General features: G+C 59.9%; 24 protein-coding genes. 20 read left to right on the top strand and 4 right to left on the bottom strand.

Features of this window, described 5'->3' with window-relative positions:
* Nucleotides 1-158 precede the first annotated feature (158 nt).
* From NE357_RS08705 to NE357_RS08690, 4 genes are all read left to right on the top strand, one after another.
* Complete coding sequence (locus tag NE357_RS08705) at nt 159-1517, top strand: nucleobase:cation symporter-2 family protein (protein WP_169429513.1); 1359 nt, start codon at nt 159-161, stop codon at nt 1515-1517.
* 159 nt (nt 1518-1676) lie between these two features.
* Nucleotides 1677-2462, top strand: coding sequence for an outer membrane protein OmpK (locus NE357_RS08700; RefSeq protein WP_169429512.1), 786 nt, complete (start codon nt 1677-1679; stop codon nt 2460-2462).
* A gap of 1 nt (nt 2463) precedes the next feature.
* Complete coding sequence (locus NE357_RS08695) at nt 2464-2838, top strand: hypothetical protein (protein WP_169429511.1); 375 nt, start codon at nt 2464-2466, stop codon at nt 2836-2838.
* Nucleotides 2835-3620, top strand: a complete 786-nt coding sequence (locus tag NE357_RS08690) for an outer membrane protein OmpK (RefSeq protein ID WP_169429510.1) — start codon at nt 2835-2837, stop codon at nt 3618-3620. The genes NE357_RS08695 and NE357_RS08690 overlap by 4 nt, the downstream gene beginning before the upstream one ends.
* A 123-nt stretch (nt 3621-3743) precedes the next feature.
* Here NE357_RS08690 and NE357_RS08685 read toward each other — a convergent pair whose 3' ends face one another.
* Together NE357_RS08685 and NE357_RS08680 are read right to left on the bottom strand one after the other, a co-directional pair.
* Nucleotides 3744-4916: a patatin-like phospholipase family protein gene (locus tag NE357_RS08685; RefSeq protein WP_169429509.1), complete on the bottom strand. Its 1173-nt coding sequence runs from the start codon at nt 4914-4916 to the stop codon at nt 3744-3746.
* A gap of 35 nt (nt 4917-4951) precedes the next feature.
* Complete coding sequence (locus NE357_RS08680; RefSeq protein ID WP_169429508.1) at nt 4952-5884, bottom strand: lipid A biosynthesis lauroyl acyltransferase; 933 nt, start codon at nt 5882-5884, stop codon at nt 4952-4954.
* Between the two features lie 116 nt (nt 5885-6000).
* Between NE357_RS08680 and minC the strand changes: the two genes are divergently transcribed.
* The 8 genes from minC (at nt 6001) to NE357_RS08640 (ending at nt 13757) form a co-directional block, all read left to right on the top strand.
* Nucleotides 6001-6738, top strand: a complete 738-nt coding sequence (minC, locus tag NE357_RS08675; protein WP_169429507.1) for a septum site-determining protein MinC — start codon at nt 6001-6003, stop codon at nt 6736-6738.
* 169 nt (nt 6739-6907) lie between these two features.
* On the top strand, nt 6908-7720 hold the full coding sequence (gene minD / locus NE357_RS08670; protein ID WP_096822931.1) for a septum site-determining protein MinD: 813 nt from the start codon (nt 6908-6910) through the stop codon (nt 7718-7720).
* On the top strand, nt 7720-7974 hold the full coding sequence (gene minE / locus NE357_RS08665; RefSeq protein WP_003223146.1) for a cell division topological specificity factor MinE: 255 nt from the start codon (nt 7720-7722) through the stop codon (nt 7972-7974). Before minD ends, minE begins: the two co-directional genes overlap by 1 nt.
* 91 nt (nt 7975-8065) lie before the next feature.
* Nucleotides 8066-8701, top strand: a complete 636-nt coding sequence (locus tag NE357_RS08660) for an RluA family pseudouridine synthase (RefSeq protein WP_169429506.1) — start codon at nt 8066-8068, stop codon at nt 8699-8701.
* A 46-nt stretch (nt 8702-8747) separates the two neighbouring features.
* Nucleotides 8748-9848 carry a hypothetical protein gene (locus NE357_RS08655; RefSeq protein ID WP_169429505.1) on the top strand — a complete coding sequence of 367 codons (1101 nt, stop codon included), beginning with the start codon at nt 8748-8750 and terminating at the stop codon, nt 9846-9848.
* A 76-nt stretch (nt 9849-9924) separates the two neighbouring features.
* The gene (locus NE357_RS08650) at nt 9925-11214 is read left to right on the top strand and encodes a M18 family aminopeptidase (RefSeq protein WP_007960074.1); all 1290 of its coding nucleotides are present in this window, start codon (nt 9925-9927) and stop codon (nt 11212-11214) included.
* A gap of 130 nt (nt 11215-11344) precedes the next feature.
* Nucleotides 11345-11521, top strand: coding sequence for a hypothetical protein (locus NE357_RS08645; protein ID WP_169429504.1), 177 nt, complete (start codon nt 11345-11347; stop codon nt 11519-11521).
* A 76-nt stretch (nt 11522-11597) separates the two neighbouring features.
* Entirely contained in the window at nt 11598-13757 is a 2160-nt protein-coding gene (locus tag NE357_RS08640; protein WP_169429503.1) for a mechanosensitive ion channel family protein, read from the top strand.
* A gap of 347 nt (nt 13758-14104) precedes the next feature.
* On the opposite strand, the gene NE357_RS08635 is transcribed toward NE357_RS08640, so the two are convergent.
* The gene (locus NE357_RS08635; protein WP_085701120.1) at nt 14105-14818 is read right to left on the bottom strand and encodes a UTRA domain-containing protein; all 714 of its coding nucleotides are present in this window, start codon (nt 14816-14818) and stop codon (nt 14105-14107) included.
* 352 nt (nt 14819-15170) lie between these two features.
* Between NE357_RS08635 and NE357_RS08630 the strand changes: the two genes are divergently transcribed.
* The 6 genes from NE357_RS08630 (at nt 15171) to NE357_RS08605 (ending at nt 20526) form a co-directional block, all read left to right on the top strand.
* Nucleotides 15171-16235, top strand: a complete 1065-nt coding sequence (locus NE357_RS08630) for an ABC transporter substrate-binding protein (RefSeq protein ID WP_169429502.1) — start codon at nt 15171-15173, stop codon at nt 16233-16235.
* Between the two features lie 181 nt (nt 16236-16416).
* The gene (locus NE357_RS08625) at nt 16417-17223 is read left to right on the top strand and encodes an alkaline phosphatase family protein (protein ID WP_169429501.1); all 807 of its coding nucleotides are present in this window, start codon (nt 16417-16419) and stop codon (nt 17221-17223) included.
* A gap of 5 nt (nt 17224-17228) precedes the next feature.
* The gene (locus NE357_RS08620) at nt 17229-18065 is read left to right on the top strand and encodes an ABC transporter permease (protein ID WP_169432609.1); all 837 of its coding nucleotides are present in this window, start codon (nt 17229-17231) and stop codon (nt 18063-18065) included.
* Nucleotides 18052-18852, top strand: coding sequence for an ABC transporter permease (locus NE357_RS08615; protein WP_169429500.1), 801 nt, complete (start codon nt 18052-18054; stop codon nt 18850-18852). Before NE357_RS08620 ends, NE357_RS08615 begins: the two co-directional genes overlap by 14 nt.
* Nucleotides 18849-19838 (top strand): ABC transporter ATP-binding protein, encoded by a 990-nt coding sequence (locus tag NE357_RS08610; protein ID WP_169429499.1) that lies wholly within the window; start codon nt 18849-18851, stop codon nt 19836-19838. Before NE357_RS08615 ends, NE357_RS08610 begins: the two co-directional genes overlap by 4 nt.
* A 34-nt stretch (nt 19839-19872) precedes the next feature.
* A complete protein-coding gene (locus NE357_RS08605; protein WP_169429498.1) occupies nt 19873-20526 on the top strand; it encodes an HAD family hydrolase in 654 nt (217 codons plus the stop codon).
* 45 nt (nt 20527-20571) lie between these two features.
* Here the strand turns inward: NE357_RS08605 and NE357_RS08600 are convergent, their stop codons facing one another.
* Nucleotides 20572-21534, bottom strand: coding sequence for a zinc-binding dehydrogenase (locus NE357_RS08600; protein WP_169429497.1), 963 nt, complete (start codon nt 21532-21534; stop codon nt 20572-20574).
* Nucleotides 21535-21715: 181 nt separating this feature from the next.
* On the opposite strand from NE357_RS08600, the gene NE357_RS08595 reads away from it, so the two are divergent.
* Complete coding sequence (locus tag NE357_RS08595) at nt 21716-23800, top strand: carboxy terminal-processing peptidase (protein WP_169429496.1); 2085 nt, start codon at nt 21716-21718, stop codon at nt 23798-23800.
* A 133-nt stretch (nt 23801-23933) separates the two neighbouring features.
* Entirely contained in the window at nt 23934-25724 is a 1791-nt protein-coding gene (locus tag NE357_RS08590; RefSeq protein WP_169429495.1) for a bifunctional diguanylate cyclase/phosphodiesterase, read from the top strand.
* The last annotated feature ends 464 nt before the right edge of the window (nt 25725-26188 follow it).

Raw genomic sequence — 26188 nt, 5'->3', positions numbered from 1 at the left:
CATCGCGGGCAAGCCCGCTCCCACAGGGATTCACACAATCCCGTGGGAGCTGGCTTGCCTGCGATTAGCCGCAACGCGGTTTACCTGATGCAAAAGGACAGCTGTGAGCAACCCGGCAGCTGTTCAATCACAAGAATAAAAAAGATCCGAGGTGTTGCATGTCCGAGCTGTCCAAAGCGCGCATCCCCGACGCACCCGCCATTCAGCGTTTGCCCCTTTTGCAACTGATCCTGGTCGGTTTGCAACATGTACTGCTGATGTACGGCGGCGCCATCGCGGTACCGCTGATCATTGGACAGGCCGCTGGCCTGAGTCGTGAAGAAATCGCCTTCCTGATCAACGCCGACCTGCTGGTCGCCGGCATCGCCACCATTGTGCAGTCCCTGGGGATCGGCCCGATGGGCATTCGCATGCCGGTGATGATGGGCGCCAGTTTCGCCGCCGTCGGCAGCATGGTCGCCATGGCCGGCATGCCCGGCATCGGTCTGCAGGGAATCTTCGGCGCCACCATCGCCGCCGGGTTCTTCGGCATGATCATCGCGCCGTTCATGTCCAAAGTTGTGCGCTTCTTCCCGCCCCTGGTGACCGGCACGGTCATCACCTCGATCGGTTTGTCACTGTTCCCCGTGGCCGTGAACTGGGCCGGTGGCGGCGCTGGCGCCGCTCAATTCGGTTCACCGATTTACCTGGCCATCGCCGCACTGGTGCTGGCCACCATTCTGTTGATCCACCGCTTCATGCGCGGTTTCTGGGTCAATATTTCCGTGCTGATCGGCATGTGCCTGGGCTACGTGCTCTGCGGCGCCATCGGCATGGTCGACCTGAGCGGCATGGCCAGTGCGCCATGGGTTCAGTTCGTCACCCCGCTGCATTTCGGCATGCCGAAGTTCGAACTGGCACCGATCCTGTCGATGTGCCTGGTGGTGGTGATCATCTTTGTCGAGTCCACCGGGATGTTCCTCGCGCTGGGCAAGATCACCGGCCAGGAAGTCTGTCCGCGCATGCTGCGCCGGGGCTTGCTGTGTGATGCCGGCGCGTCGTTCTTCGCCGGATTCTTCAACACCTTCACCCACTCCTCCTTCGCGCAGAACATTGGCTTGGTGCAGATGACCGGTGTGCGCTGCCGTTCGGTGACCATCGTCGCCGGCGGTTTGCTGATCGTCCTGAGCCTGCTGCCGAAAGCGGCGTTCCTGGTGGCGTCGATTCCACCGGCAGTACTCGGCGGTGCGGCGATTGCGATGTTCGGCATGGTCGCGGCTACCGGTATCAAGATCCTGCAGGAAGCCGACATTGGTGACCGTCGCAATCAATTGCTGGTAGCCGTGAGCATCGGCATGGGCCTGATCCCGGTAGTGCGTCCGGAGTTCTTCGCCCACCTGCCGTTGTGGATGAGTCCGATCACCCACAGCGGGATCGCCATGGCCACCCTCAGCGCTCTGACGCTGAACCTGTTGTTCAACATTCTCGGCGGCACCGAACGCGCCGCGATCAACGACTGCCACGCACACCAACATTAACAGCGACACAAAAATCCCCTTGTGGGAGCGGGCTTGCTCGCGAAAGGGTCATGTCAGTCACCATCACTGTTGAATGAGCCTCCGCTTTCGCGAGCAAGCCCGCTCCCACAGGGTAAGCAACGCCCTGCCTCAAACAATAAAAACAAGAGGGAGCAACAGATGATCCGGACTCAAACCAACGTGTTGTTGAGCGGCGGCCTGCTGGCCGCCTCGCAAGCCATGGCCGGCGATTTATTGCTGTGGCAGACGAACAGCCTGAGCTACCTCTACGGCAAGAACTTCGCGATCAACCCGTCGATCCAGCAGACGGTGACGTTCGAGCACGCCGACAAGTGGAAGTACGGCGACAACTTCCTGTTCGTCGACAAGATCTTCTACAACGACCAGGAAGACCGCAACAAAGGCCCCCACGCCTTCTACGGCGAATTCAGCCCGCGCCTGTCGTTCGGCAAGATCTTCGACAAGAAGCTGGAGTTCGGCCCGATCAAGGACCTGCTGCTGGCGATGACCTACGAATACGGCGAAGGCGAGAGCGAGGCCTATCTGATCGGCCCCGGTTTCGACCTGAAAGTGCCGGGCTTCAACTATTTCACCCTGAATTTCTACCGCCGCCAGACCGAAGGCCCGCGCCCGGGCGATGGTGTCTGGCAGATCACCCCGGGCTGGTCCTACAGCATTCCCGTGGGCAATTCCGATTTGTTGATCGATGGCTACCTCGACTGGGTGGTCGACAACGACAAGAACTCGCGCGGCACCTATCACGCCAACCTGCACATCAACCCACAGATCAAATACGACCTGGGCAAAGCCCTCGGCTGGAGCCAGAAGCAGGTGTACGTCGGCACCGAATACAGCTACTGGAAGAACAAATACGGCGTCGAAAGCACCCACCGTTTAGACACCAACCAAAACACCGCCAGCCTGCTGGTGAAGGTGCACTTCTAAAATGACCCGCAACCGTGCCCCCTACCTGTCGTCGGTGCTCTGTTGCGGGGCACTTGAGACCTGGCCGTTGAGTCAGTATTCTCCGCGGCCTCCTGAATTCGGTCTAAAAAAAAGCCCGGATTTAATTCCTGACCAACGAGCCAACTTATCCCGGCCGCAGTCAGTACCGAGGCATCCCGAAAACACGCTCAGTCGACTGTTTTTCAGCAGCCGACGGGCGTTTTTTTGCTTTTCGAAAAGCCTTGGCTCAGCTCTTGCTAACAGCATTAAAGCTGACCGGATGGATGATTTTTGCAACAACGAAAAAAGGCGCCACACCAGAGCGCCGACTCAAAAAAATAAACGTGGAACACCTACTTTGGGAGCAACCGAATGAAACGTATGAGCACCAGCCTGATGCTTGCGGGAACCATGCTGGCGGGGGGCCAGGCCATGGCCGACGGCCTGCTGCAATGGCAGAACAACAGCCTGACCTACCTCTATGGCAAGGATTTCCAGGTCAACCCGCGCATTCAGCAGACCGTCACCTTCGAACACGCCGATGCCTGGAAGTACGGCGACAACTTCCTGTTCGTCGACAAGATCTTCTACAACGGCAAGGATGACGGCGGTGTCGGCTCGAACACTTACTACGGCGAAATCAGCCCGCGTCTGTCGTTCGGCAAGATATTCGACCAGAAACTGGCTTTCGGTCCGGTCACCGACGTGTTGCTGGCCATGACTTACGAGTTCGGTGAGGGTGATACCGAGTCGTACCTGATCGGTCCAGGCTTTGACCTGGCGATCCCGGGCTTCGACTACTTCCAGCTGAACTTCTATCAGCGCCACACCGAAGGCTCCCGCGCCGGAGACAACGTCTGGCAGATCACCCCGGTCTGGTCCTATACGATTCCGGTCGGCGACTCGAACATCCTGATCGACGGGTTCATGGACTGGGTGGTCGACAACGACTCCAACTCCAAAGGCGATTACCACGCCAACCTGCACTTCAACCCACAGGTCAAATACGACCTGGGCAAGGCGCTGAGCATTGGCGAGAAGCAGTTGTATGTGGGTGTTGAGTACGACTACTGGTCGGACAAGTACGGGATCAAGGACAGCCAGTATTTCAAGACCGATCAGAGCACCACGAGCTTCCTGGTGAAGTTCCACTTCTGATCCTGGTGTCAATGGCGTCTGAAGGGACGCCTTCGCGAGCAAGCCCGCTCCCACATTGGTTTGTGAACGACACAAAACCAATGTGGGAGCGGGCTTGCTCGCGAATGGCCGGCACCACAAATCTCAAGCGGGAGCCAACGCCGCGGTTATCCCCAAAAACCGGCACAGCTCATCGCGCTTGGCCAAGGCATCGCGTCGCCCAAGGTCGATCAGTTCGCTGCAATACCCGGCCTCGAACAGCAAGTAACTCAATACCCCTGCCCCACTGGTCTTGGTCGCCCCCGGACCGCGCAAGAACAGCCGCAACGCCGCTGGCAGCTCCTGTCGATGCCGCGCCGCGATTTCATCGATCGGCTGGCTCGGCGAAATCACCAGAACGTCCACCGGCGCTACGCCCAGCGCGCGGGTCGGCGTTCCGTCGGGCATCAGGTGACTGAACTGGTTCAGACGCTGAAGCAGCTCGATATCGCTTTCCAGGCTGTCAATGAAGGTACTGTTGAGCATGTGCCCGCCGATCTGCGCCAGTGTCGGCTGCTTTCCCGTGTAAGTGCGCTCAAGCGGATGTGCCGGATCGAACCCCCGAGGGTTGCCGCTGACGCCCACCACCAGCACCCGGCTCGCACCCAGATGCAGTGCCGGGCTGATCGGCGCCGATTGCCGCACCGCGCCATCGCCGAAATATTCATCGCCAATCTTCACTGGCGCGAACAACAGCGGGATCGCCGAACTGGCCAGCAAGTGTTCCACCGACAACTGCGTCGGCACACCGATGCGCCGGTGACGCAGCCAGGAATCGATGGTCCCGCCGCCCTGATAGAAGGTCACCGCCTGCCCCGACTCGTAGCCGAACGCTGTTACCGCCACCGCGTGCAATTGCTTGCGCGCGATGGACTCGGCGATGCCGGGCATGTGCAGTTTTTCATTGAGCAGATGGCGCAGCGGCGAACTGTTGAGCAGTGCTACCGGCACTTGCCTGCCCATGCCCAACAGGCTGTGGCTGACAAAACGACTGGCCTGGTGGATCACCCCCGGCCAGTCGCTGCGCAACACGCGATGGCTGCGAAAGCCTTGCCAGAACAGCGTCAGACGCTCGATGGCCGCGCGAAAATCGGTCGCACCGCTGGCCAGGCTGACCGCGTTGATCGCCCCGGCCGATGTGCCGACGATCACCGGGAACGGATTGTCCGCGCCCAGCGGCAGCAGTTCGGCAATTGCCGCCAGCACCCCCACCTGATACGCCGCCCGAGCCCCGCCGCCGGAAAGAATCAAACCTGTGACCGGTTCAGCTGGGCTCATCGCAACGCTCCGTGGTGCTTATGGGATGGGGTGAATCAACGACGTTTGGCGTACAGCTTAGGCTCGCCCGGCGGACGGCTCTTGAAACGCCGGTGCGCCCACAGGTATTGCTCCGGGCAATCGCGTAGCACACCTTCCACCCACTGGTTGATGCGGATGCAGTCGGCTTCTTCGGTTTCGCCCGGAAACCCTTCCAGCGGCGGATGGATCACCAGACGATAGCCGCTGCCGTCCGCCAGACGCTCCTGGGTGAACGGCACCACCAGGGCCTTGCCCAGCCGGGCGAACTTGCTGGTGGCGGTGACGGTTGCGGCCTGAATGCCGAACAACGGCACGAAGATGCTTTGCTTGGCGCCGTAGTCCTGATCCGGCGCGTACCAGATCGCACGCCCGGAACGCAGCAGCTTGAGCATGCCGCGGACATCGTCGCGCTCCACCGCCAGCGAATCGAGATTGTGCCGCTCACGGCCCTGACGCTGAACGAAGTCGAACAACGGGTTCTTGTGCTCGCGGTACATACCATCGATGGTGTGCTGCTGGCCGAGCAGCGCCGCGCCGATTTCCAGTGTCGTGAAATGCACTGCCATCAGAATCACGCCCTTGCCTTCGCGCTGGGCCTTTTGCAGGTGCTCGAGGCCTTCGACATGGGCCAGTTTCGCCAGACGCTGACGGGACCACCACCAGCTCATCGCCATTTCAAAGAACGCGATGCCGGTGGAGGCGAAGTTTTCCTTGAGCAGGCGTTTGCGCTCGGCGGCGGATTTTTCCGGGAAACACAGTTCCAGATTGCGCTTGGCGATACGCCGCCGGTCGCTTGCGAAGCGATACATCAGGGCACCGAGAAAACGACCGATGGCCAGCAATGCCGGATAGGGCAACTGCACCGTCAGCCACAACAGCCCCAGGCCGCACCAGAGCGGCCAGAAGCGTGGAGCAAGAAATGCTTTTCGAAAACGCGGGCGATCCATTAAAGCTTCCGTAAATAAGTGGCCGCGCATTCTACATCGTTCAGCCCGGCTTGCGGCTGGCGGGCGTTCTCGTTATAAGTCTCGGCACTTTTAGTGACAAGCCGTTGTATGCCGACATGAGCCAAAACGAATCGCCAGACCAAGATCCCGTGTTCCAGCTGAAGGGCAGCATGCTCGCCATTACCGTGCTGGAATTGGCCCGCAACGACCTCGACAGCCTCGATCGGCAACTGGCCGCCAAAGTCGCCCAGGCACCGAATTTCTTCAGCAACGCACCGCTGGTTCTGGCGCTGGACAAACTGCCGCCAAGTGAAGGCGCTGTCGACCTGCCGGGACTGATGCGCGTGTGCCGCCAGCACGGCCTGCGCACCCTGGCGATCCGCGCCAGCCGCATCGAAGACATCGCCGCCGCCATCGCCATCGACATCCCGGTACTGCCGCCGTCCGGCGCCCGTGAGCGACCGCTGGAAACCGCTGAGCCTGTTGCTCCGAAGAAGCCGGAAAAGCCGCCGGAGCCGACCGTCAAACCGACCCGCATCATCACTACGCCAGTACGTGGTGGCCAACAGATCTATGCCCAAGGTGGCGATCTGGTGGTGGTGTCGTCGGTCAGCCCGGGGGCGGAACTTCTCGCCGATGGCAACATCCATGTATACGGCCCGATGCGCGGTCGTGCGCTGGCCGGGGTCAAGGGCGACACCAAGGCGCGGATTTTCTGTCAGCAATTGAGCGCTGAACTGATCTCCATCGCAGGCCACTACAAGGTTTCCGAGGACCTGCGTCGCGATCCGATGTGGGGTTCGGGTGTACAGGTCAGCCTGTCGGGCGACGTGTTGAACATCATTCGGCTTTAACGGATACTGCCGCATTTTCCAAGCATCTCTAAAACGTAGCGAAAACGGCTCAAACGAAGTAGGAAAAAGGCCAAAAGCCAAATTCCAGCCAAGGCTGTCCGACTGCAGTAGTTTTCAAGAGATGTTTTTCAGGGGCTGAACAGTCCTTCTTCCTTAGGGGTGAAACACCTTGGCCAAGATTCTCGTGGTTACATCCGGCAAGGGTGGTGTGGGTAAGACCACCACCAGCGCCGCTATCGGTACCGGCCTCGCTCTGCGCGGCCACAAAACAGTGATCGTCGACTTCGACGTGGGCTTGCGAAACCTTGACCTGATCATGGGTTGCGAGCGCCGCGTGGTGTATGACTTCGTCAACGTGGTCAACGGCGAAGCCAACCTGCAGCAGGCCCTGATCAAAGACAAGCGCCTGGAAAACCTCTATGTGCTGGCCGCCAGCCAGACCCGCGACAAAGACGCGCTGACCGTCGAAGGCGTGGAAAAAGTCCTGATGGAGCTCAAGGAACAATTCGAGTTCGTGGTCTGCGACTCCCCGGCGGGCATCGAGAAAGGCGCCCACCTGGCCATGTACTTCGCTGACGAAGCGATCGTCGTGACCAACCCGGAAGTGTCTTCGGTACGTGACTCGGACCGCATGCTCGGCCTGCTGGCCAGCAAATCCCGTCGCGCCGAACGTGGCGAAGACCCGATCAAGGAACACCTGCTGATCACCCGCTACCACCCGGAGCGCGTTGAAAAGGGCGAAATGCTCGGCGTCGAAGACGTCAAGGAAATCCTCTCGGTGACCCTGCTGGGCGTGATCCCGGAATCCCAGGCGGTGCTCAAGGCTTCCAACCAGGGCGTCCCGGTCATCCTCGACGACCAGAGCGATGCCGGCCAGGCCTACAGCGATACCGTCGACCGCCTGCTGGGCAAAGACAAAGCACACCGGTTCCTCGATGTCGAGAAGAAGGGATTCTTCGAGCGCCTGTTTGGAGGTAGGTAATGAACCTTTTTGACTTCTTTCGTGCCAACAAAAAGCCAAGCACTGCCTCGGTAGCGAAAGAGCGTCTACAGATCATCGTGGCGCATGAGCGCGGCCAGCGCAGCACGCCGGATTACCTGCCAGCCTTGCAGAAGGAACTGGTGGACGTGATCCGCAAGTACGTCAACATCGGCAACGACGACGTACATGTTGCACTGGAAAGCCAGGGCAGTTGCTCGATTCTGGAACTCAACATCACCCTGCCAGATCGCTGAGTCGATCCGGCAGGAACGACAACGGCTCAGGGCCCTTCCGACACCGGAAGGGCCCTGAGCCGCCGTTGGCATTTGTTACGAGGCTGTTTTAATGCCGCTGTCCAACATCCGCATCATCCATCAGGACGCCGCCGTGCTGGTGGTCGACAAACCGACCCTGCTGCTCTCGGTGCCCGGACGCGCCGACGACAACAAGGACTGCCTGATCACCCGCCTGCAGGAAAACGGCTACCCGGAAGCACGCATCGTCCATCGTCTGGACTGGGAAACGTCGGGTATCATCCTGCTGGCCCGCGACGCGGACACCCACCGCGAACTGTCGCGGCAGTTTCACGACCGCGAAACCGAAAAGGCCTACACCGCCCTGGCCTGGGGTCAGCCGGAACTGGACAGCGGCAGCATCGATCTGCCGTTGCGCTACGACCCGCCGACCAAACCGCGCCACGTGGTCGATCACGAACATGGCAAACACGCCCTGACCTTCTGGCGCGTGCTGGAGCGTTGCGGCGACTGGTGCCGCGTCGAACTGACGCCAATCACCGGCCGTTCGCACCAGTTGCGCGTGCACATGCTGTCCATCGGTCATCCACTGCTCGGCGACGGGCTCTACGCTCACCCCCAAGCCCTCGCGGCCTGGCCACGCCTGTGCCTGCACGCCAGCATGCTCAGCTTCACCCACCCACAGTCCGGCGAACGCTTGCGCTTCGAATGCCCGGCTCCGTTTTAAGCACTGCCTGACTGGCAGTCGCCTGTTTTAAAGGATTTTGTTCCGGATGAGTTGTACTGATTCCCTGGCAACACCCGTCAAGAAGACCCGTCACCAACTGCTTTACCTGATTTACGGCAACCAGGATGTTTACCGGCGCGAAGCCAAGTTCAGCATCCTGACCGCCCTCTCCCAGGCCAGGACCGGCAAACGCCCGGCGATCAGGATCCTCACTGACCGGCCGCAGGACTATGAAGGCTGGCCGGTCGATACCGTGCTGCTCGACGAACCGACACTGACTCGCTGGCAGGGCCACAACGGCTATCACCACCGACGCAAGGCCTGCGCCATCGCCGCCGGCCTGCAACTGGCCGAAAAGACCTTGTTCGTCGACACCGACACCCTGTTCACCAGCGACCCCAATCGCCTGTTCCCGCACATCACTGCGCAGCAGTCGGTGATGGATCGCTTCGAATACGACTGGAAAGATGTCTTCGAGCGCGACGACTACCTGAAGCTCGGTCGCGATCTCGGTGCCCATGGCATCACCCCGGAAAACGGCTTCAAGCTCTACAACAGCGGGCTGTGTGGCGTGACCGACAGCGACGGGGCATTGTTCGAGCAGTCGATCCGCCTGATCGACGAATGGACGGCAGACGGTTTCCAGATCCATACCATCGAACAAGTCGCGCTGTCGTTCGCCATGCGCAAACGGCCGGTGGTCGAGGCCCGCAAATACGTCTATCACTACTTCGCGGAAAAACGCTTTTTCCACGCGATGCAGGCGTTCTTCTTTGCCCAGCACGGCGAGCAGTTCAGTCAGCGGCTGGTGGATCTGTGCAAGGACGTGCCGCGGGTCAAGCCGTTCCCGTCCGCGTGGCAGCGTCTGAAAATCAAATGGAAGCTGCGCAACCAGAGCGGCACCCTGCGCAAGGTCGGTCGCGATCTGCTGTACGGCAGCGCAGCACCGGATCATCCGTACTACACCGCCTGCCGCCATGAATGGTGGGAATGTGCCTCGCGGGAGATTCTTCGCTGGGACAAGAGCCGTCAGAAAAAGCTCCTGAACCAGAGCAACTGGCCGCAACAACTGCCCCGCCCTGAAAAGCCTGAAGACGAAAAAGTCATCATGAGCTACCTGAAAAAACGCGTGGCCACCGCTCGCTGACGCGAGCGGCACATGTCATGTCCCAAGCATCAGGCCGATGCGTTAAACTCCCGCCCATTGCTGTCTGGAGCTTCTTATGCGCGAAGAGTTGAACCAAGGCCTGATCGACTTCCTCAAGGCCTCCCCTACCCCGTTCCACGCCACCGCCAGCCTTGTTCAACGCCTGGAGGCCGCCGGTTATGTACGCCTCGACGAGCGTGAGACCTGGCACACCGAAGCCAATGGCCGTTACTACGTCACCCGTAACGACTCCTCGATCGTCGCGATCAAGATGGGCCGCAACTCCCCGCTGCACGACGGCATCCGTCTGGTCGGCGCCCACACCGACAGCCCGTGCCTGCGGGTCAAGCCGCAACCTGAACTGCAACGTCAGGGTTTCTGGCAACTCGGTGTCGAAGTCTACGGCGGCGCGCTGCTGGCGCCGTGGTTCGACCGCGACCTGTCTCTGGCCGGTCGCGTCACCTTCCGTCGCGACGGCAAGGTCGAGAGCCAATTGATCGACTTCAAGGCCCCGATCGCGATCATTCCCAACCTGGCGATTCACCTCAACCGTGAAGCCAACCAGGGCTGGGCCATTAACGCCCAGACCGAACTGCCGCCGATTCTCGCGCAGTTCGCCGGTGACGAACGTGTGGACTTTCGCGCAGTGCTCACCGATCAACTGGCCCGCGAACACGGGTTGAATGCCGACGTAGTGCTCGATTACGAGCTGAGTTTCTACGACACCCAGAGCGCAGCGGTCATCGGCCTGCACGGTGATTTCATCGCTGGCGCCCGACTCGACAACTTGTTGTCCTGCTATGCCGGTCTGCAAGCCCTGCTGACCGCCGACACCGAAGAAACCTGCGTGCTGGTGTGCAACGATCACGAAGAAGTCGGCTCCTGCTCCGCCTGCGGCGCCGACGGCCCGATGCTGGAACAGACCCTGCGCCGTCTGCTGCCGGAAGGTGACGAGTTCGTTCGCACCATTCAGAAATCCCTGCTGGTCTCGGCCGACAACGCCCACGGCGTACACCCGAACTACGCCGAGAAACACGACGCCAACCACGGCCCGAAACTCAACGCCGGCCCGGTGATCAAGGTCAACAGCAACCAGCGCTACGCCACCAACAGCGAAACCGCCGGTTTCTTCCGTCACCTGTGCATGGCCGAAGAAGTGCCGGTACAAAGCTTCGTGGTGCGCAGCGACATGGGCTGCGGCTCGACCATCGGCCCGATCACCGCCAGTCATCTGGGCGTGCGCACCGTCGACATCGGCCTGCCGACCTTCGCCATGCACTCGATCCGCGAACTGTGCGGCAGCCATGACCTGGCCCATCTGGTGAAAGTGCTGAGCGCCTTCTACGCCAGTCGAGAACTGCCGTAACCAACGGGAGATCGCAGCCTCACGCTGCGATCTCCTGCCCTGCGAAACCGGCTCATTTCTGATACACATCACCACCGGTCGGCAAAAAGCGACCTAGACTTAAATCATCCTCTTCGACAAGGCTGTCGCCATGATCTCGATGTCTGCGTTCCACTCCATGCTCATTCCGATCCTGTCCGGAATGATTCTGCTGGCGATCGGTTTCAACTTCCGCGACAAGAACGCCGGAGTATTCGCCATGTGGATCGGCATGCTGATGATCCTGGCCACCGTGGTCTACAAGATCCTGGCCAAACTCAACGAATAAATCCGCGCCCGGCTCGCATTGATTCTGGCGGACTCGTACACTCGCCCGATCCGCCCCTTGCGAGGTTGACCGCCTAGTGTTCGCTCGTTTCTTTGCCCTGCCCTGCCTCTTCCTTGTCTGCCTGATGACGCTCCTGCCGTCGGCGCCTGCCCAGGCGGTGAGTCTGCCCGGCCTGCTCAATGGTTCGAACAAGGCGCAACCTGAAGCCCAGGAACCGCTTGGCCAATCCCTCGACGAAGTCATCAAGTCCCTGGAAAACGATCAGCAGCGCAGCCAATTGCTGAGCGACCTGAAAAAACTGCGCGACGCCACGAAAAAAGCCCAGGCCACCCCGGAAGAAGGCGTGCTGGGCCTGATCGGCGGCACCCTGGCCAATTTCGAAAAACAGTTCACCGGCAGCGACAGCCCGCTCAATCGCTGGTCCACCGAATTCGAACTGGCCAAGGATGAACTGTCCGCACTGATGATGCCGGCCAGTGAATGGCTGCCGATCATCTTCGGCTTCGCCGTGATCCTGATGGTCTGGAGCCTGCTGGCCGCCGCGCTGATCTGGCTCGGTCACCGGGTGCGCATGCGTTTCGGCCTGACCGAAGAACTGCCGCAACACCCCCGGGCCCTCGACATGCTGCGCTTCGCCCTGCGCAAGCTCGGGCCCTGGATGATCGCGCTGGTCATCACGGTTTACATGAGCTACGCATTGCCATCGTCCCTGGGCAAAAGCCTGGCGATGGTCCTGGCCTACGCACTGGTGGTCGGCACCTGTTTCTCGGCGATCTGCGTGATCGCCTTTTCCGTACTCGACGGCCCGCACCGCCACCGCGCGTTGTACATACTGCGCCATCAGGCGTTCCGCCCGCTGTGGCTGATCGGTAGCTTCGCCGCATTCGGCGAAGCACTGAACGATCCGCGCCTGGTGGCGGGTCTGGGTGTACACCTGGCTCACACCGCCGCCACCGTCACCAATGTGCTGGCGGCGCTCTCGACCGGCCTGTTCATCCTGCGCTTTCGCCGCCCCATCGCCCACCTGATCCGCAACCAGCCCCTGTCCCGCCGCCTGACCCGCCGCGCCCTCAGCGACACCATCGAAATCCTCGGCACTTTCTGGTACGTGCCGGCGCTGGTGTTGGTGGGCATTTCCCTGTTCGCCACCTTCGTCTCCGCCGGCGACACCAGCACGGCCTTGCGCCAGTCGCTGATCTGCACCGTGCTGCTGGTGTTGTGCATGGTGATCAACGGCCTCGTCCGCCGCCACGCCCTCAAACCCCAACGCGGGCCGAAACGCCACGCGCTGTATTCCGAGCGCCTGAAAAGCTTCTTCTACACCCTCGCCCATTTACTGGTGTGGCTGGCCTTCATCGAACTGGGCCTGAGGGTCTGGGGCATGTCGTTGATCGGCTTCACCGAAGGCGAAGGCCACGACATCAGCGTAAAACTGTTCAGTCTGATCGGCACACTGATCTTCGCCTGGCTGATCTGGATCCTCAGCGACACCGCCGTCCACCACGCCCTCACCCGCTCACGCAAAGGCCTGGCCAACGCCCGCGCGCAAACCATGATGCCGCTGATCCGCAACGTGCTGTTCGTGGCGATCTTCATCATCGCCCTGATCGTCGCGCTGGCGAACATGGGTATGAACGTCACGCCCCTGCTGGCCGGTGCCGGCGTGATCGGCCTGGCCATCGGCTTCGGCGCCCAGTCGCTGGTGGCCGACCTGATCACCGGCCTGTTCATCATCATCGAAGACTCCCTGGCCATCGACGACTACGTCGACGTCGGCGGGCACCTGGGCACCGTCGAAGGCCTGACCATCCGCACCGTACGCCTGCGGGACATCGACGGCATCGTCCACACCATCCCGTTCAGCGAAATCAAAAGCATCAAAAACTACTCCCGGGAATTCGGCTACGCGATCTTCCGCGTGGCCGTGCCGTTCAACATGAACATCGACGAAGCCATCAAACTGATGCGCGAAGTCGGCCAGAAAATGCGCACCGACCCGCTGCAGCGACGCAACATCTGGTCGCCACTGGAGATCCAGGGCGTGGAAAGTTTTGAATCGGGAAACGCGATATTGCGCGCACGGTTCAAGACCGCACCGATCAAACAGTGGGAAGTTTCACGGGCGTTCAATCTGTCGCTGAAACGGCATCTGGATGAGGCCGGGCTGGATCTGGCGACACCGAGGATGAATGTTCAGGTGATTACCGCAGGCGGTGGTGGCCAGACTCAGGAATAGGCCAACCTCCACGCCTCCCCCGACTCAAAACGATGAGCGTTAGCTCAAGTACCGCTTTTGACGTTCCGGCCCCATCGGAAGGCTGAGTGGAGGGATTCATCCGGGGGTGGGAGCGCAGCGACCGTGCGGCGCAGCCGCATGCATCGAGAGGAGGTGCAGCGAAGCAAACCGTAGGCGATGCCCCCGGATGAATCCCGGAGCGAAGGAACACCGAGCCTAGGCGAGGTGCCGAACGCCGGGGCCTAGACCTTTTGGTTACTTTTGGGGCGTTTGCCAAAAGTGACCCGCCGTAAGGGCGGAACCATAAGCCGCAGCACCCGAAAAAAACGGATATTCACACAGAGCGATCAAACAACATCAACCCCAACATGAATCGCATCATGCCGCCAAAACTCCAGATCACAATCAATCAACCGCCCAGCCTGATCATAATTGACCCGGGCAATCCTCAACCCCGGACTCCCCACCGAAACCCGTAAGGCCGCCGCCGCATCCACCGACAACGACGTAGGCACAATCTCGAACCGCACCCGCCCATAGTGCAAATCGTAATGCCGCGCATAAAGCTCGGTAATCGACTGATTCAAATCAAACTCCAGAATCCCCGGGAAAAACTGCGGATTCAGATAATGCTCCACATACAACACCAGCCGCCCATCGATCCGCCGCGACCGGCAAATCTGAATCACGCTCGACAACGCCGGCAACTGTAACCACGCACAGACCGCCGCTGACGCCGGTTGCAGCCGCGCCGAAATCACCTCGGTCGACGGCACCCGCCCCTGCGCACTGACCATCGCGTGAAAGTGACTGCGCTGCATCAGGTTGTAGGCCAGACGCGGCGGCGACACGAACCAGCCCCGACGTTCCTCGCGATAAATCTGGCCTTGCGCCTCCAGTTGCAACAACGCTTCACGCACCGTAATCCGCGTCGTGCCGAACAACTCGCTGAGCTTGCGCTCCGCCGGCAGCTTGCTCCCCGCCGCGAGCAAGCCATGGTCGAGTTGTTCCTGAAGGATCTGGCCAATGGCTGTCACCGCTTTTGTTGCCTCATCGCGCATCAACGTTACCTATCTGGACTAGACCAGCACTGTTTCGGGGCAAAAACCGCACAGCTATTGCGCCGTTTGGTCGTGTTGCAAGCCTAGGCAGTGCAGATGACCGAGAGATGACAAAACTACCGAACGGTCGCCCTGACAACTTGCAATACATCGGCCAAGTCCCTTGCCCACCGGGACTTTGCGGGTGGTCTACGCTTACCGGGCAGCCGTCGATACCGGCGGAATAAAACGCGGATCGGGTATCCGCCGACATCAAAGTGTCATCCAGCCCCCCTACATTGGCTCAGGTATTGCTGACCTAGACCAACACAAACCGCAATCGCAGCGTTGAACACGACCAAGGAGCTTCGGAATGAAACAGCTTTTCCTGGCAACACTGTTAGGCTCGACCATTGCCATGTGCACCGCCGCCATGGCGGCTGACGATCTGAAAACCCTCGAAGCCGCTGCGAAAGCGGAAGGCGCCGTCAACAGCGTCGGCATGCCCGATGACTGGGCCAACTGGAAAGGCACCTGGGAAGACCTGGCCAAGAAATACGGCCTGAAACACATCGATACCGATATGAGTTCGGCCCAGGAAATCGCCAAGTTCGCGGCTGAAAAAGATAACGCCACTGCCGACATCGGCGACGTCGGCGCGGCTTTCGGCCCGATTGCAGTCAAGCAAGGCGTGGTGCAGCCGTACAAGCCGACCACCTGGGACCAAGTGCCGGACTGGGCCAAGGACAAGGACGGCAACTGGGCACTGGCCTACACCGGCACCATCGCCTTCATCGTCAACAAGAAACTGCTGCACGGCTCCGAAGTGCCGACCAAATGGGCTGACCTCAAGGGCGGCAAGTACAAGGTCTCCATCGGTGACGTGAGCACTGCCGCGCAAGCTGCCAACGGCGTACTCGCCGCTGCGCTGGCCAACGGCGGCGACGAGAAAAATCTCCAGCCTGCCCTGCTGCTGTTCGCAGACATCGCCAAGCAGGGTCGCCTGTCGATGGCCAACCCGACCATCGCCACCATGGAAAAAGGCGAGATCGAAGTCGGCGTGGTCTGGGATTTCAACGGCCTGAGCTACAAGGCCAAGATGGCCAACCCGGATGACTACGTGGTGCTGATCCCGTCCGACGGCTCGGTGATTTCCGGCTACACCACCATCATCAACAAATACGCGAAGAACCCGAACGCCGCCAAGCTGACCCGCGAATACATCTTCAGCGACGCCGGCCAGACCAACCTCGCCCGCGGCAACGCCCGCCCGATCCGCGCCGAGCACCTGACATTGCCGGAAGACGTGAAAGCCAAGCTGCTGCCGAACGAGCAGTACAAGAAGGTCACGCCGATCAAGGACGCCGATGCGTGGGAAAAAACCTCCAAGGCCCTGCCGCAGGAGTGGAACGAAAAAGTCATCGTAGAAATGAAGTAAAGCGGCTGATCACCCTTTTGTGATCTGTTGAAGATCCAAATGTGGGAGCGGGCTTGCTCGCGAAGGCGTCTTGTCAGTCGACATCAATGTTGAATGATCTACCGCTTTCGCGAGCAAGCCCGCTCCCACAAGGGATTGAGTTGATTTCGAGATATTTGAACTTCGCGGAGTTTTTGCCCCTATGAAGCAAACCGTCATCCTTGTCGTGCTCGACGGCCTCAACTACGAGGTCGCGTGTCACGCCATGGGGCATCTGCAGGCTTACGTTGGCGCAGGACGCGCCGCGCTCTACCAGTTGGAGTGCGAGCTGCCGGCCCTGTCCCGACCGCTTTACGAATGCATCCTCACGGGCGTACCGCCGATCGACAGCGGCATCGTCCACAACAACGTCTCGCGCCTGTCCAGTCAGCGCAGCATCTATCACTACGCCCGCGATGCCGGTCTGAAAACCGCTGCCGCGGCTTACCACTGGGTCAGCGAGCTGTACAACCGCTCGCCGTTCGTGGCCGCCAGAGATCGTCATACCGACGACCCGGCGCTACCGATCCAGCACGGCCACTTCTACTGGAACGATCACTATCCGGACTCGCACCTGTTCGCCGACGCCGAAAACCTGCGCCTGCGCCATGCTCCGGACTTTCTGCTGATCCATCCGATGAACATCGACGACGCCGGGCACAAGCACGGCCTCGACACCCCGCAATACCGCAACAGTGCCCGCAGCGCCGACATCATCCTCGCCGACTACCTGCAAGGCTGGCTCGACGCCGGCTGCCAGGTGCTGGTGACCGCCGACCATGGCATGAACAACGACCGCTCGCACAACGGCCTGCTGCCGGAAGAACGCCAGGTACCGCTGTTCGTGTTCGGTGATGCCTTCAGCCTGAACAGCGAAGCTTCACCGAAGCAGACCGACATCTGCGGCACGGTCTGCGAGCTGCTCGGCGTACCTCACGACAAACCTGTGTGCCGGGAGTTGCTCAAGTGAACTCAATGATTCGCGGCAAATGGCTGGCCGCCCTGTGCCTGGTGCCTTTCGCGCTGTTCTTTATCGTGTTCGAAATTGCCCCGCTGATCTGGGTGATGATCAACAGCCTGCAATCGGAAGAATTCGGCTGGGGATTCGCCAACTTCAGCAAGATCTTCAATTCGAAGTTCTATCTGCAGGCGATCCAGTACAGCCTCGAAATCAGCTTCTGGTCGAGCGTATTCGGCATCATCATCGCGGTGCTGGGCGCCTACTCCCTGCGCCGGGTCGATTCGAAGCTGCGCAACTTCGTCAACGCCTTCGCCAACATGACCAGCAATTTCGCCGGCGTGCCTCTGGCCTTTGCGTTCATCATCCTGCTCGGCTTCAACGGCAGCATCACGATCATGCTGAAGCAGGCCGGAATCATTCAGGATTTCAACCTGTACTCGAAAACCGGGCTGATCATCCTTTACACCTACTTCCAGATTCCCCTCGGCGTGCTGCTGCTGTACCCGGCATTCGACGCCCTGCGTGAAGACTGGCGGGAATCCGCAGCGCTGCTCGGCGCCGACGGCTGGCAGTTCTGGCGTCACATCGGCCTGCCGGTGCTGACCCCGGCCCTGCTCGGCACCTTCGTGATCCTGCTGGCCAACGCCCTCGGCGCCTACGCCACTGTCTACGCGCTGACCACCGGCAACTTCAACGTGCTGCCGATCCGGATCGCAGCGATGGTGTCGGGCGACATTTCCCTCGATCCGAACCTGGCCAGCGCCCTGGCCGTGGTGCTGGTGGCGCTGATGACCCTGGTGACCGTCGTGCATCAACTGCTGTTGAAGAGGAGCTACCATGTCTCGCGCTGAATCCGGCCCGGCCGGCGTCTACCACCGCGTCGTGGTCTATCTGCTGTTTGCCATTCTGCTGCTGCCGTTGCTGGGCACCTTGATCTACTCGATCGCCAGCAGTTGGTCGGCCACCATCCTGCCCAGCGGCTTCACCTTCAAGTGGTACATCCAGTTGTGGAGCGACCCGCGCTTCCTGCATGCCTTCGGCCAGTCGCTGCTGGTGTGCGTCGGGGCGTTGATTCTGTCGGTGGTGCTGATCCTGCCGCTGCTGTTCGTGGTGCATTACCACTTTCCGAAACTCGATGCGCTGATGAACATCCTGATCCTGCTGCCTTTCGCGGTGCCGCCGGTGGTGTCGTCGGTGGGGCTGTTACAGCTCTACGGTTCCGGGCCGTTCGCGATGGTCGGCACACCCTGGATCCTTATCGGTTGCTACTTCACCGTGGCGTTGCCGTTCATGTACCGGGCGATCACCAACAACCTGCAAGCGATCAACCTGCGCGACCTGATGGACGCCGCCCAACTGCTCGGCGCCAGTACCTTTCAGGCAGCATTCCTGGTGGTGTTGCCGAACTTGCGCAAGGGCCTGATGGTCGCGTTGCTGTTGTCGTTCTCGTTCCTGTTCGGTGAGTTCGTGTTCGCCAATATCCTGGTCGGCACCCGTTACGAAACCCTGCAGGTCTACCTCAACAACATGCGCAACAGCAGCGGTCACTTCACCAGTGCCTTGGTGATTTCCTACTTCTTTTTCGTGCTGGTCCTGACCTGGGTCGCCAACATCTTGAACAAGGACAAAAGCGAATGAGCTATGTCAGCGTCCAACACCTTCAGAAAAACTACGCCGGCACCACGGTGTTCAGCGACATCAACTGCGAAATCCGGAAAGGTGAATTCGTCACCCTGCTCGGCCCGTCCGGTTGCGGCAAATCCACCCTGTTGCGTTGCATCGCCGGCCTGACGCCGGTGGATGGCGGCAAGATACTGCTCGATGGCGTCGACATCGTGCCGCTCACCCCGCAAAAGCGCGGGATCGGCATGGTGTTCCAGAGCTATGCGCTGTTTCCCAACATGACCGTGGAGCAGAACGTCGCCTTTGGTCTGCGCATGCAGAAGATCAACCCGGACGACAGCCACAAGCGCGTCGCCGAAGCATTGAAACTGGTTGAACTTAATGACTTCGCCAGTCGTTATCCGCATCAACTCTCCGGTGGTCAGTGCCAACGTGTCGCCCTCGCCCGCTCGCTGGTGACGCGTCCGCGCCTGTTGCTGCTGGATGAGCCGCTGTCGGCTCTTGATGCGCGGATTCGCAAACATCTGCGTGAACAGATCCGTCAGATCCAGCGTGAACTCGGCCTGACCACGATTTTCGTCACACACGATCAGGAAGAAGCACTGACCATGTCTGACCGGATTTTCCTGATGAACCAGGGAAAAATCGTACAAAGCGGCGATGCCGAAACCCTCTACACAGCACCGGTCGACGTGTTTGCCGCCGGCTTCATCGGCAACTACAACCTGCTCGATGCCGAGAGTGCCTCGAAGCTGTTGCAGCGGCCGGTCAACCATCGCATCGCGATTCGTCCGGAGGCCATCGAACTGAGCCTGAACGGCGAACTCGATGCACAGATTCGCAGCCACAGCCTGCTGGGCAACGTGATCCGCTACCGCGTCGAAGCCCGGGGCGTGGAACTGGTGGTGGATGTGCTCAACCGTTCGGCGGCGGATCTGCATCCCGACGGTCAGCGCCTGGCACTTTCCATCGATCCCACCGCCCTGTGTGAGGTAGCCTGATGACTTTGCTGACACCCAAGAGGGAACTGAACTGATGGCTCTGGCAATTTTTGATCTGGACGACACCCTGATCCACGGCGACTGCGCCACGCTCTGGAGCGAGCAGATGGGGCGCCTGGGCTGGGTCGATCCCGAGTCGTTCATGCGCAGGAACAACGAGCTGATGGACGCCTACAGCCATGGCAAGTTGCGCATGGAGGACTACATGGAGTTCAGCCTCGAACCGCTGATCGGCCGTACCCCGGAAGAAGTCGAACATCTGGTCGGGCCGTGGGTGGAAGACTTCATCGAGCCGATCATCTTCAGCGACGCGACCAAGATCATCGCCGCGCACCGCAAGGCCGGCGACCGGATTCTGGTGATCTCGGCCTCGGGTACGCACCTGGTCAAGCCGATTGCCGATCGATTGGGCATCGATGAGATTCTGGGTATCGAACTGGAAGTGGCGCATGGCGTGTACAGCGGCCAGACCGTGGGCACCCTGACCTACCGCGAAGGCAAGATCACCCGCTTGCTGGAATGGCTGGATGCCGAAGAAGAAAACCTTGAAGGCGCGAGTTTCTATTCTGACTCACGCAATGATCTGCCACTGTTGCTGAAAGTGGATTATCCGCATGTGGTCAATCCGGATCCGGTATTGCGCGAGCAGGCCGAGAAATCCGGGTGGCCGATTCATCTCTGGAAGTAAGCGATTGCCTTGTGGGAGCTGGCCTGCTCCCACAAGCATCCATGATCAGCTCAGGCTGTCGTCGATTACCAGCACCAGCTTCCCGGCTACCGTGTTGCTCGCCAGCTCGGCAAATGCCGCCTCGGCATCCTTGATCGCAAAGGTCTTGGCCAGTTGAGGCTTCAGGCGCCCCTCGGAAAACAGTGGCCACACGTGCTGGCTCAGATCGCTGAACAGATCGGCCTTGAACTGATCGTCACGGCTGCGCAGGGTCGAGCCCAGCAGTTGCACGCGCTTGGCCAGCACCTGGGCCAGATCCAGTTTTGCCTCGCGGCCGCCCATCAGACCGATCAGTACCCAGCGTCCATCCTGAGCCATCAGCTTCAGGTTCAGCGCCGAATAATGGCCGCCGACCGGGTCCAGAATCACATCGAACGGCCCGAAATCCCGCAGGCTTTCCAGATCATCAGTGCGCACCACGCCGCCCTGAGCACCCAGCGCTTCACAGTAAGCCAGGCGCTCGGCCGAACCGACGCTCACCCAGCATGGATTGCCAAACGCCTTGCACAGTTGAATGGCGGCAGAACCGATGCCGCTGGCGCCGGCATGCAGCAGAACTTTCTCACCCGGTTTGAGCGCAGCGAGTTGAAACACATTCAGCCAGACGGTCGCGTAAACCTCGGGCAACGCTGCGGCTTCGATCAGCGATACACCTTCCGGAACCGGCAACACATGCCGCCCGTCGACGACCACTTCTTCGGCCATCCCGCCCCCGGCCAGCAAGGCGCAGACCCGATCACCGACCTGCCACGACGAGCCGGCGCCGACCTCGCTGATCACCCCGGAACATTCAAGACCCAGTACTTGACTGGCACCCGGTGGCGGTGGATATAGCCCCGCCTTCTGTAATAAATCCGCGCGATTGAGGCCCGCTGCCGCCACCCGGATGCGAACTTGTCCTACATCGCACGTAGGACTTGGTTCATCAACCCATGCCACTTGACCTTCAACGCCTTGCAATGCCTTCACAGTGCCTCCATAGTGAGTCTGGACTGAGCCCGAAGCTGTAGCGCCGGGCTTTTTGCATTATGCGACCGGCCCTGGGGTCTGAACGATCGCTGAACAGCAATGATCGTACAGAGCGCAGAGGTACCGGCGACTTCAAAGACGGCCTAATATGCGTTATCAATTGTCCCCGCGTCGAATCAGCATGAAGCATTTGCTCCCCAGCACCGCCCTCGCTCTTTTCATCGGTATCGGCCTCTTGCCGGTGTCGGGCAGTACATTCGCAGCCAACAGCTGGGACAAGTTGCAGCCTGATCGCGATGAAGTGATCGCCAGTCTGAACGTCGTCGAGTTGCTCAAGCGCCACCATTACAGCAAGCCGCCGCTCGACGATGCGCGCTCGGTGATCATCTACGACAGCTACATCAAGCTGCTCGACCCGTCGCGCAGCTATTTCATGGCCAGCGACATCGCCGAATTCGACAAGTGGAAGACCCAGTTCGACGACTTTCTCAAGAGCGGCGACCTCAACGCCGGGTTCACCATCTACAAGCGCTATCTGGACCGCGTAAAGGCGCGTCTGGACTTCGCCCTTGCCGAGCTGAACAAAGGCGTCGACAAGATGGACTTCACCACCCATGAAACCTTGCTGATTGATCGCAAGGACGCCCCGTGGCTCAAGTCCACCGCCGAACTCGATGACCTGTGGCGCAAACGCGTCAAGGACGAAGTGCTGCGGCAGAAGATCGCCGGCAAAGAGCCGAAGCAGATCCAGGAAACCCTGACCAAGCGCTACAAGAACCAGTTGGCGCGTCTGGACCAGACCCGTGCCGAAGACATTTTCCAGGCGTACATCAACACCTTCGCCATGTCTTACGATCCGCACACCAACTACCTGTCGCCGGATAACGCGGAAAACTTCGACATCAACATGAGCCTTTCCCTCGAGGGCATCGGCGCCGTGTTGCAAAGCGACAACGATCAAGTGAAAGTCGTGCGCCTGGTGCCGGCAGGCCCGGCCGACAAGACCAAACAGGTTGCACCGGCGGACAAGATCATCGGCGTTGCCCAGGGCAACAAAGAGATGGTCGACGTAGTAGGCTGGCGCCTGGACGAAGTGGTCAAGCTGATCCGTGGTCCGAAAGGCACCGTGGTCCGTCTGGAAGTCATCCCGGCCAGCAATGCGCCGAACGACCAGACCAGCAAGATCGTGCCGATCACCCGTGAAGCGGTGAAGCTCGAAGACCAGGCCGTGAAGAAATCCATCCTGAGCCTCAAACAGGACGGCAAGGACTACAAGCTCGGCGTGATCGAGATTCCGGCCTTCTACCTGGACTTCAAGGCGTTCCGTGCCGGTGATCCGGATTACAAGAGCACCACTCGCGACGTCAAGAAGCTGCTGACCGAGTTGCAGAAAGAGAAAGTCGACGGCGTGGTCATCGACCTGCGCAACAACGGCGGCGGTTCCCTGCAGGAAGCCACCGAGCTGACCAGCCTGTTCATCGACAAGGGCCCTACCGTACTCGTGCGTAACGCCGATGGCCGGGTCGACGTGCTGGAAGACGAAAACCCGGGTGCGTTCTACAAAGGCCCGATGGCGCTGCTGGTCAACCGCCTGTCCGCCTCGGCTTCGGAAATCTTCGCCGGCGCCATGCAGGACTACCACCGCGCGCTGATCATCGGTGGCCAGACCTTCGGCAAAGGCACTGTGCAGACGATCCAGCCGCTGAACCATGGCGAACTGAAACTGACCCTGGCCAAGTTCTACCGGGTTTCCGGTCAGAGTACCCAGCATCAGGGCGTACTGCCGGACATCGACTACCCGTCGATCATCGACACCAAGGAAATCGGCGAGAGCGCCCTGCCGGAAGCCATGCCATGGGACACCATCCGCGCGGCGATCAAACCGGCGAGCGATCCGTTCAAGCCGTTCCTGGCCCAGCTGAAATCCGAGCATGACACCCGTTCTGCCAAGGACGCGGAGTTCGTGTTCATCCGCGACAAGCTGGCCCTGGCGCAGAAGCTGCTGGAAGAAAAAACCGTCAGCCTCAATGAAGCCGAACGCCGTGCCCAGCACGCCGACATCGACGCCAAGCAACTGGCGATGGAGAACATCCGTCGCAAGGCCAAAGGCGAAGAACCGCTCAAAGAGCTGAAGAAAGAAGACGAAGACGCTCTGGCAGCCGCCGAGCCGGACAAGGTCAAACCGGAAGACGACGCCTACTTGAGCGAGACCGGGCGCGTGCTGCTGGATTACTTGAAGCTGAGCAATCAGGTGGCCAAGAAGTAAGGTGATGGCAATTTAATGCTGACGATCCCCGGATCGTCATCAAACAGTCATCATTCTGTCGTGCAATAAAGGACTGGGAGCGGTTCTCTTCATCGAGAGCGCTCCCAGTCCTTTTTTATCGCCAGAGATTGCCATGACCACGACCGAACAGCTGAGTGCCTTGAGCTCGATCCTGACTCAAAGCGGTTTGCACAGCCTGTTCCAACCGATCATTTGCCTCTCCGAACGACGCATTCTTGGCTATGAAGCCTTGACTCGCGGTCCTTCCAACAGCCCGCTGCACTCCCCTATCGCCCTGTTCGCCGTGGCCCGTCAGGCCGGACGCTTGAGCGAACTGGAAATCGCCTGCCGCCATAGCGCCTGCCGCCGTTTCAACGAACAGCAATTGCCGGGCAAGCTGTTTCTCAACGTCTCTCCCGAATCTCTGCTCGAAGCCGCGCACCAGCCGGGGCGCACGCTGCGGCTGCTTCAGGATTTTGGTATTCCGCCGAGCCAGGTGGTGATCGAACTCACCGAACAGACGCCGATCGATGATTTCCAGTTGCTGCAAACTGCGCTGCATCACTATCGGGCGATGGGGTTTTCCATTGCACTGGACGATCTCGGGGCGGGTTATTCAAGTCTGCGCCTTTGGTCGGAGCTGCGTCCCGACTACGTGAAAATCGACCGGCACTTTATCGACGGCATTCACCAGGACGCATTGAAGCGCGAGTTCGTCGGATCGATCCTGCAAATCGCCAAGGCCTCCCGGGCCCAGGTGATTGCCGAAGGCATCGAACTGCCGGAAGAGTTGGCGGTGCTGACCGAGATGGGTGTGGATCTGGTCCAGGGCTATCTGCTCGGGCGCCCTCAGGAACACCCACCGCGCGATGCCCGGGCCTTGATGCCCAAACACGACAGCAGCGCCGTTGCGCTGAACGATGAAGGCAGCGACCTCAGCGCCCTGCTCAACGACCAACCGGCCGTGAATCGCGACACGCCGACCGCCACCGTACTTGAGGCCTTCCGCCGCCAGGCCAACCTGAACTCGCTGGCGGTACTCGACGAACTGGGTCAGCCGTGCGGCATCGTTCATCGTCACTCTTTGTCCGATGCGTTGCTCAAGCCGTTCGCCACCGACCTCTTCGCCCGCAAACCGATCAGCCGCTTGATGAACGACGACTTCCTCGCCGTGGAAATGAGCCAGTCGCTGCAACAGGTCAGCCGCCTGATCACCAGCCGCGCCCGGCAACGCATCGAAGAAGACTTCATCATCACCCTCAACGGCGGTTACCTGGGCCTGGGCCGGGTGATCGATGTGCTCAAACTGATTACCGAACTGAAAATCCAGCAGGCCCGTTATGCCAATCCGCTGACGTTGCTGCCGGGGAATGTGCCGATTCAGCAATGTTTGACTCGCCTTCTGCAACAGGGGCGGGAATCGGTGATCTGCTACGTCGACATCGACAGCTTCAAACCCTTTAACGATATCTATGGGTATGGGCGTGGGGATGAGGTGTTGCTGTGTCTGGCGCAATGCCTCAACGAACGCGTCGACCCGTCCCGTGATTTCGTCGGGCATATCGGGGGAGATGATTTCCTGTTGGTGCTCGGTCCGGAGGATTGGCGCAAACGGCTCAATCAATTGCTTGATGATTTCCAGAGCCAATGCCGACGGTTTTATCGCCCCGAACACCTCGAGGCTGGGTGTTTTGTTGCGCCGAATCGCCAAGGGATTCGCCAAGAGTTTCCTCTGCTTTCATTGTCCATTGGCGTGGTGCATTTGCATCCTGAAGCGTGTACGCAACTGGATGCGAGTCAGTTGGCGGAAATGGCTTCGCAGGCGAAGCATCATGCGAAGAATGTTCCGGGGTACAGCGTGCATTTGATTGATAGCCTTGCCGCTCCCAACCTTCATTCTCCGCAACTAATCGGTCAACGCTGAGCCCCAGACTACATCCACCGTGGAATCAGGGCTGCACGCGAAGGGTAGGTTAACGCAACTAACTAGTTACCTTGACACCAATTCAGCAAAAAACTAACAACATCTATTGTTTATTTTCATAAAAACAGTCGTACTCACCATATGGATCTATCCTCACTCGCTGCGAGTTCAAGGTCTTCCCTCCAGACATCTCTCGCCAAACGGTAGACCTCCTTAAAAAAACAACGCGAACTGTCTAACGAATACCACTCACCTCTAGGCCAACTACACGTTTCGCACTCGTCTATTTCAAAAAGACTACTAAAATCATAGTTTGAATCACCTAACGCCGCTTCTAAGGCCTCAACCAAAACCAGCTTATGCCTATATGATAGGTATGGCAGGTTCAGACAGTACTTCCTGATGAGAATCTCTCTATCCTCAGGAACATTCGGATTATATACACCGAGCTCTAGGCCTCGAGT

Source organism: Pseudomonas sp. G7(2022), assembly GCF_052660475.1.
The sequence above is the reverse complement of the archived record's forward strand: the minus strand, read 5'-3'. Positions and strand labels throughout refer to the sequence as shown.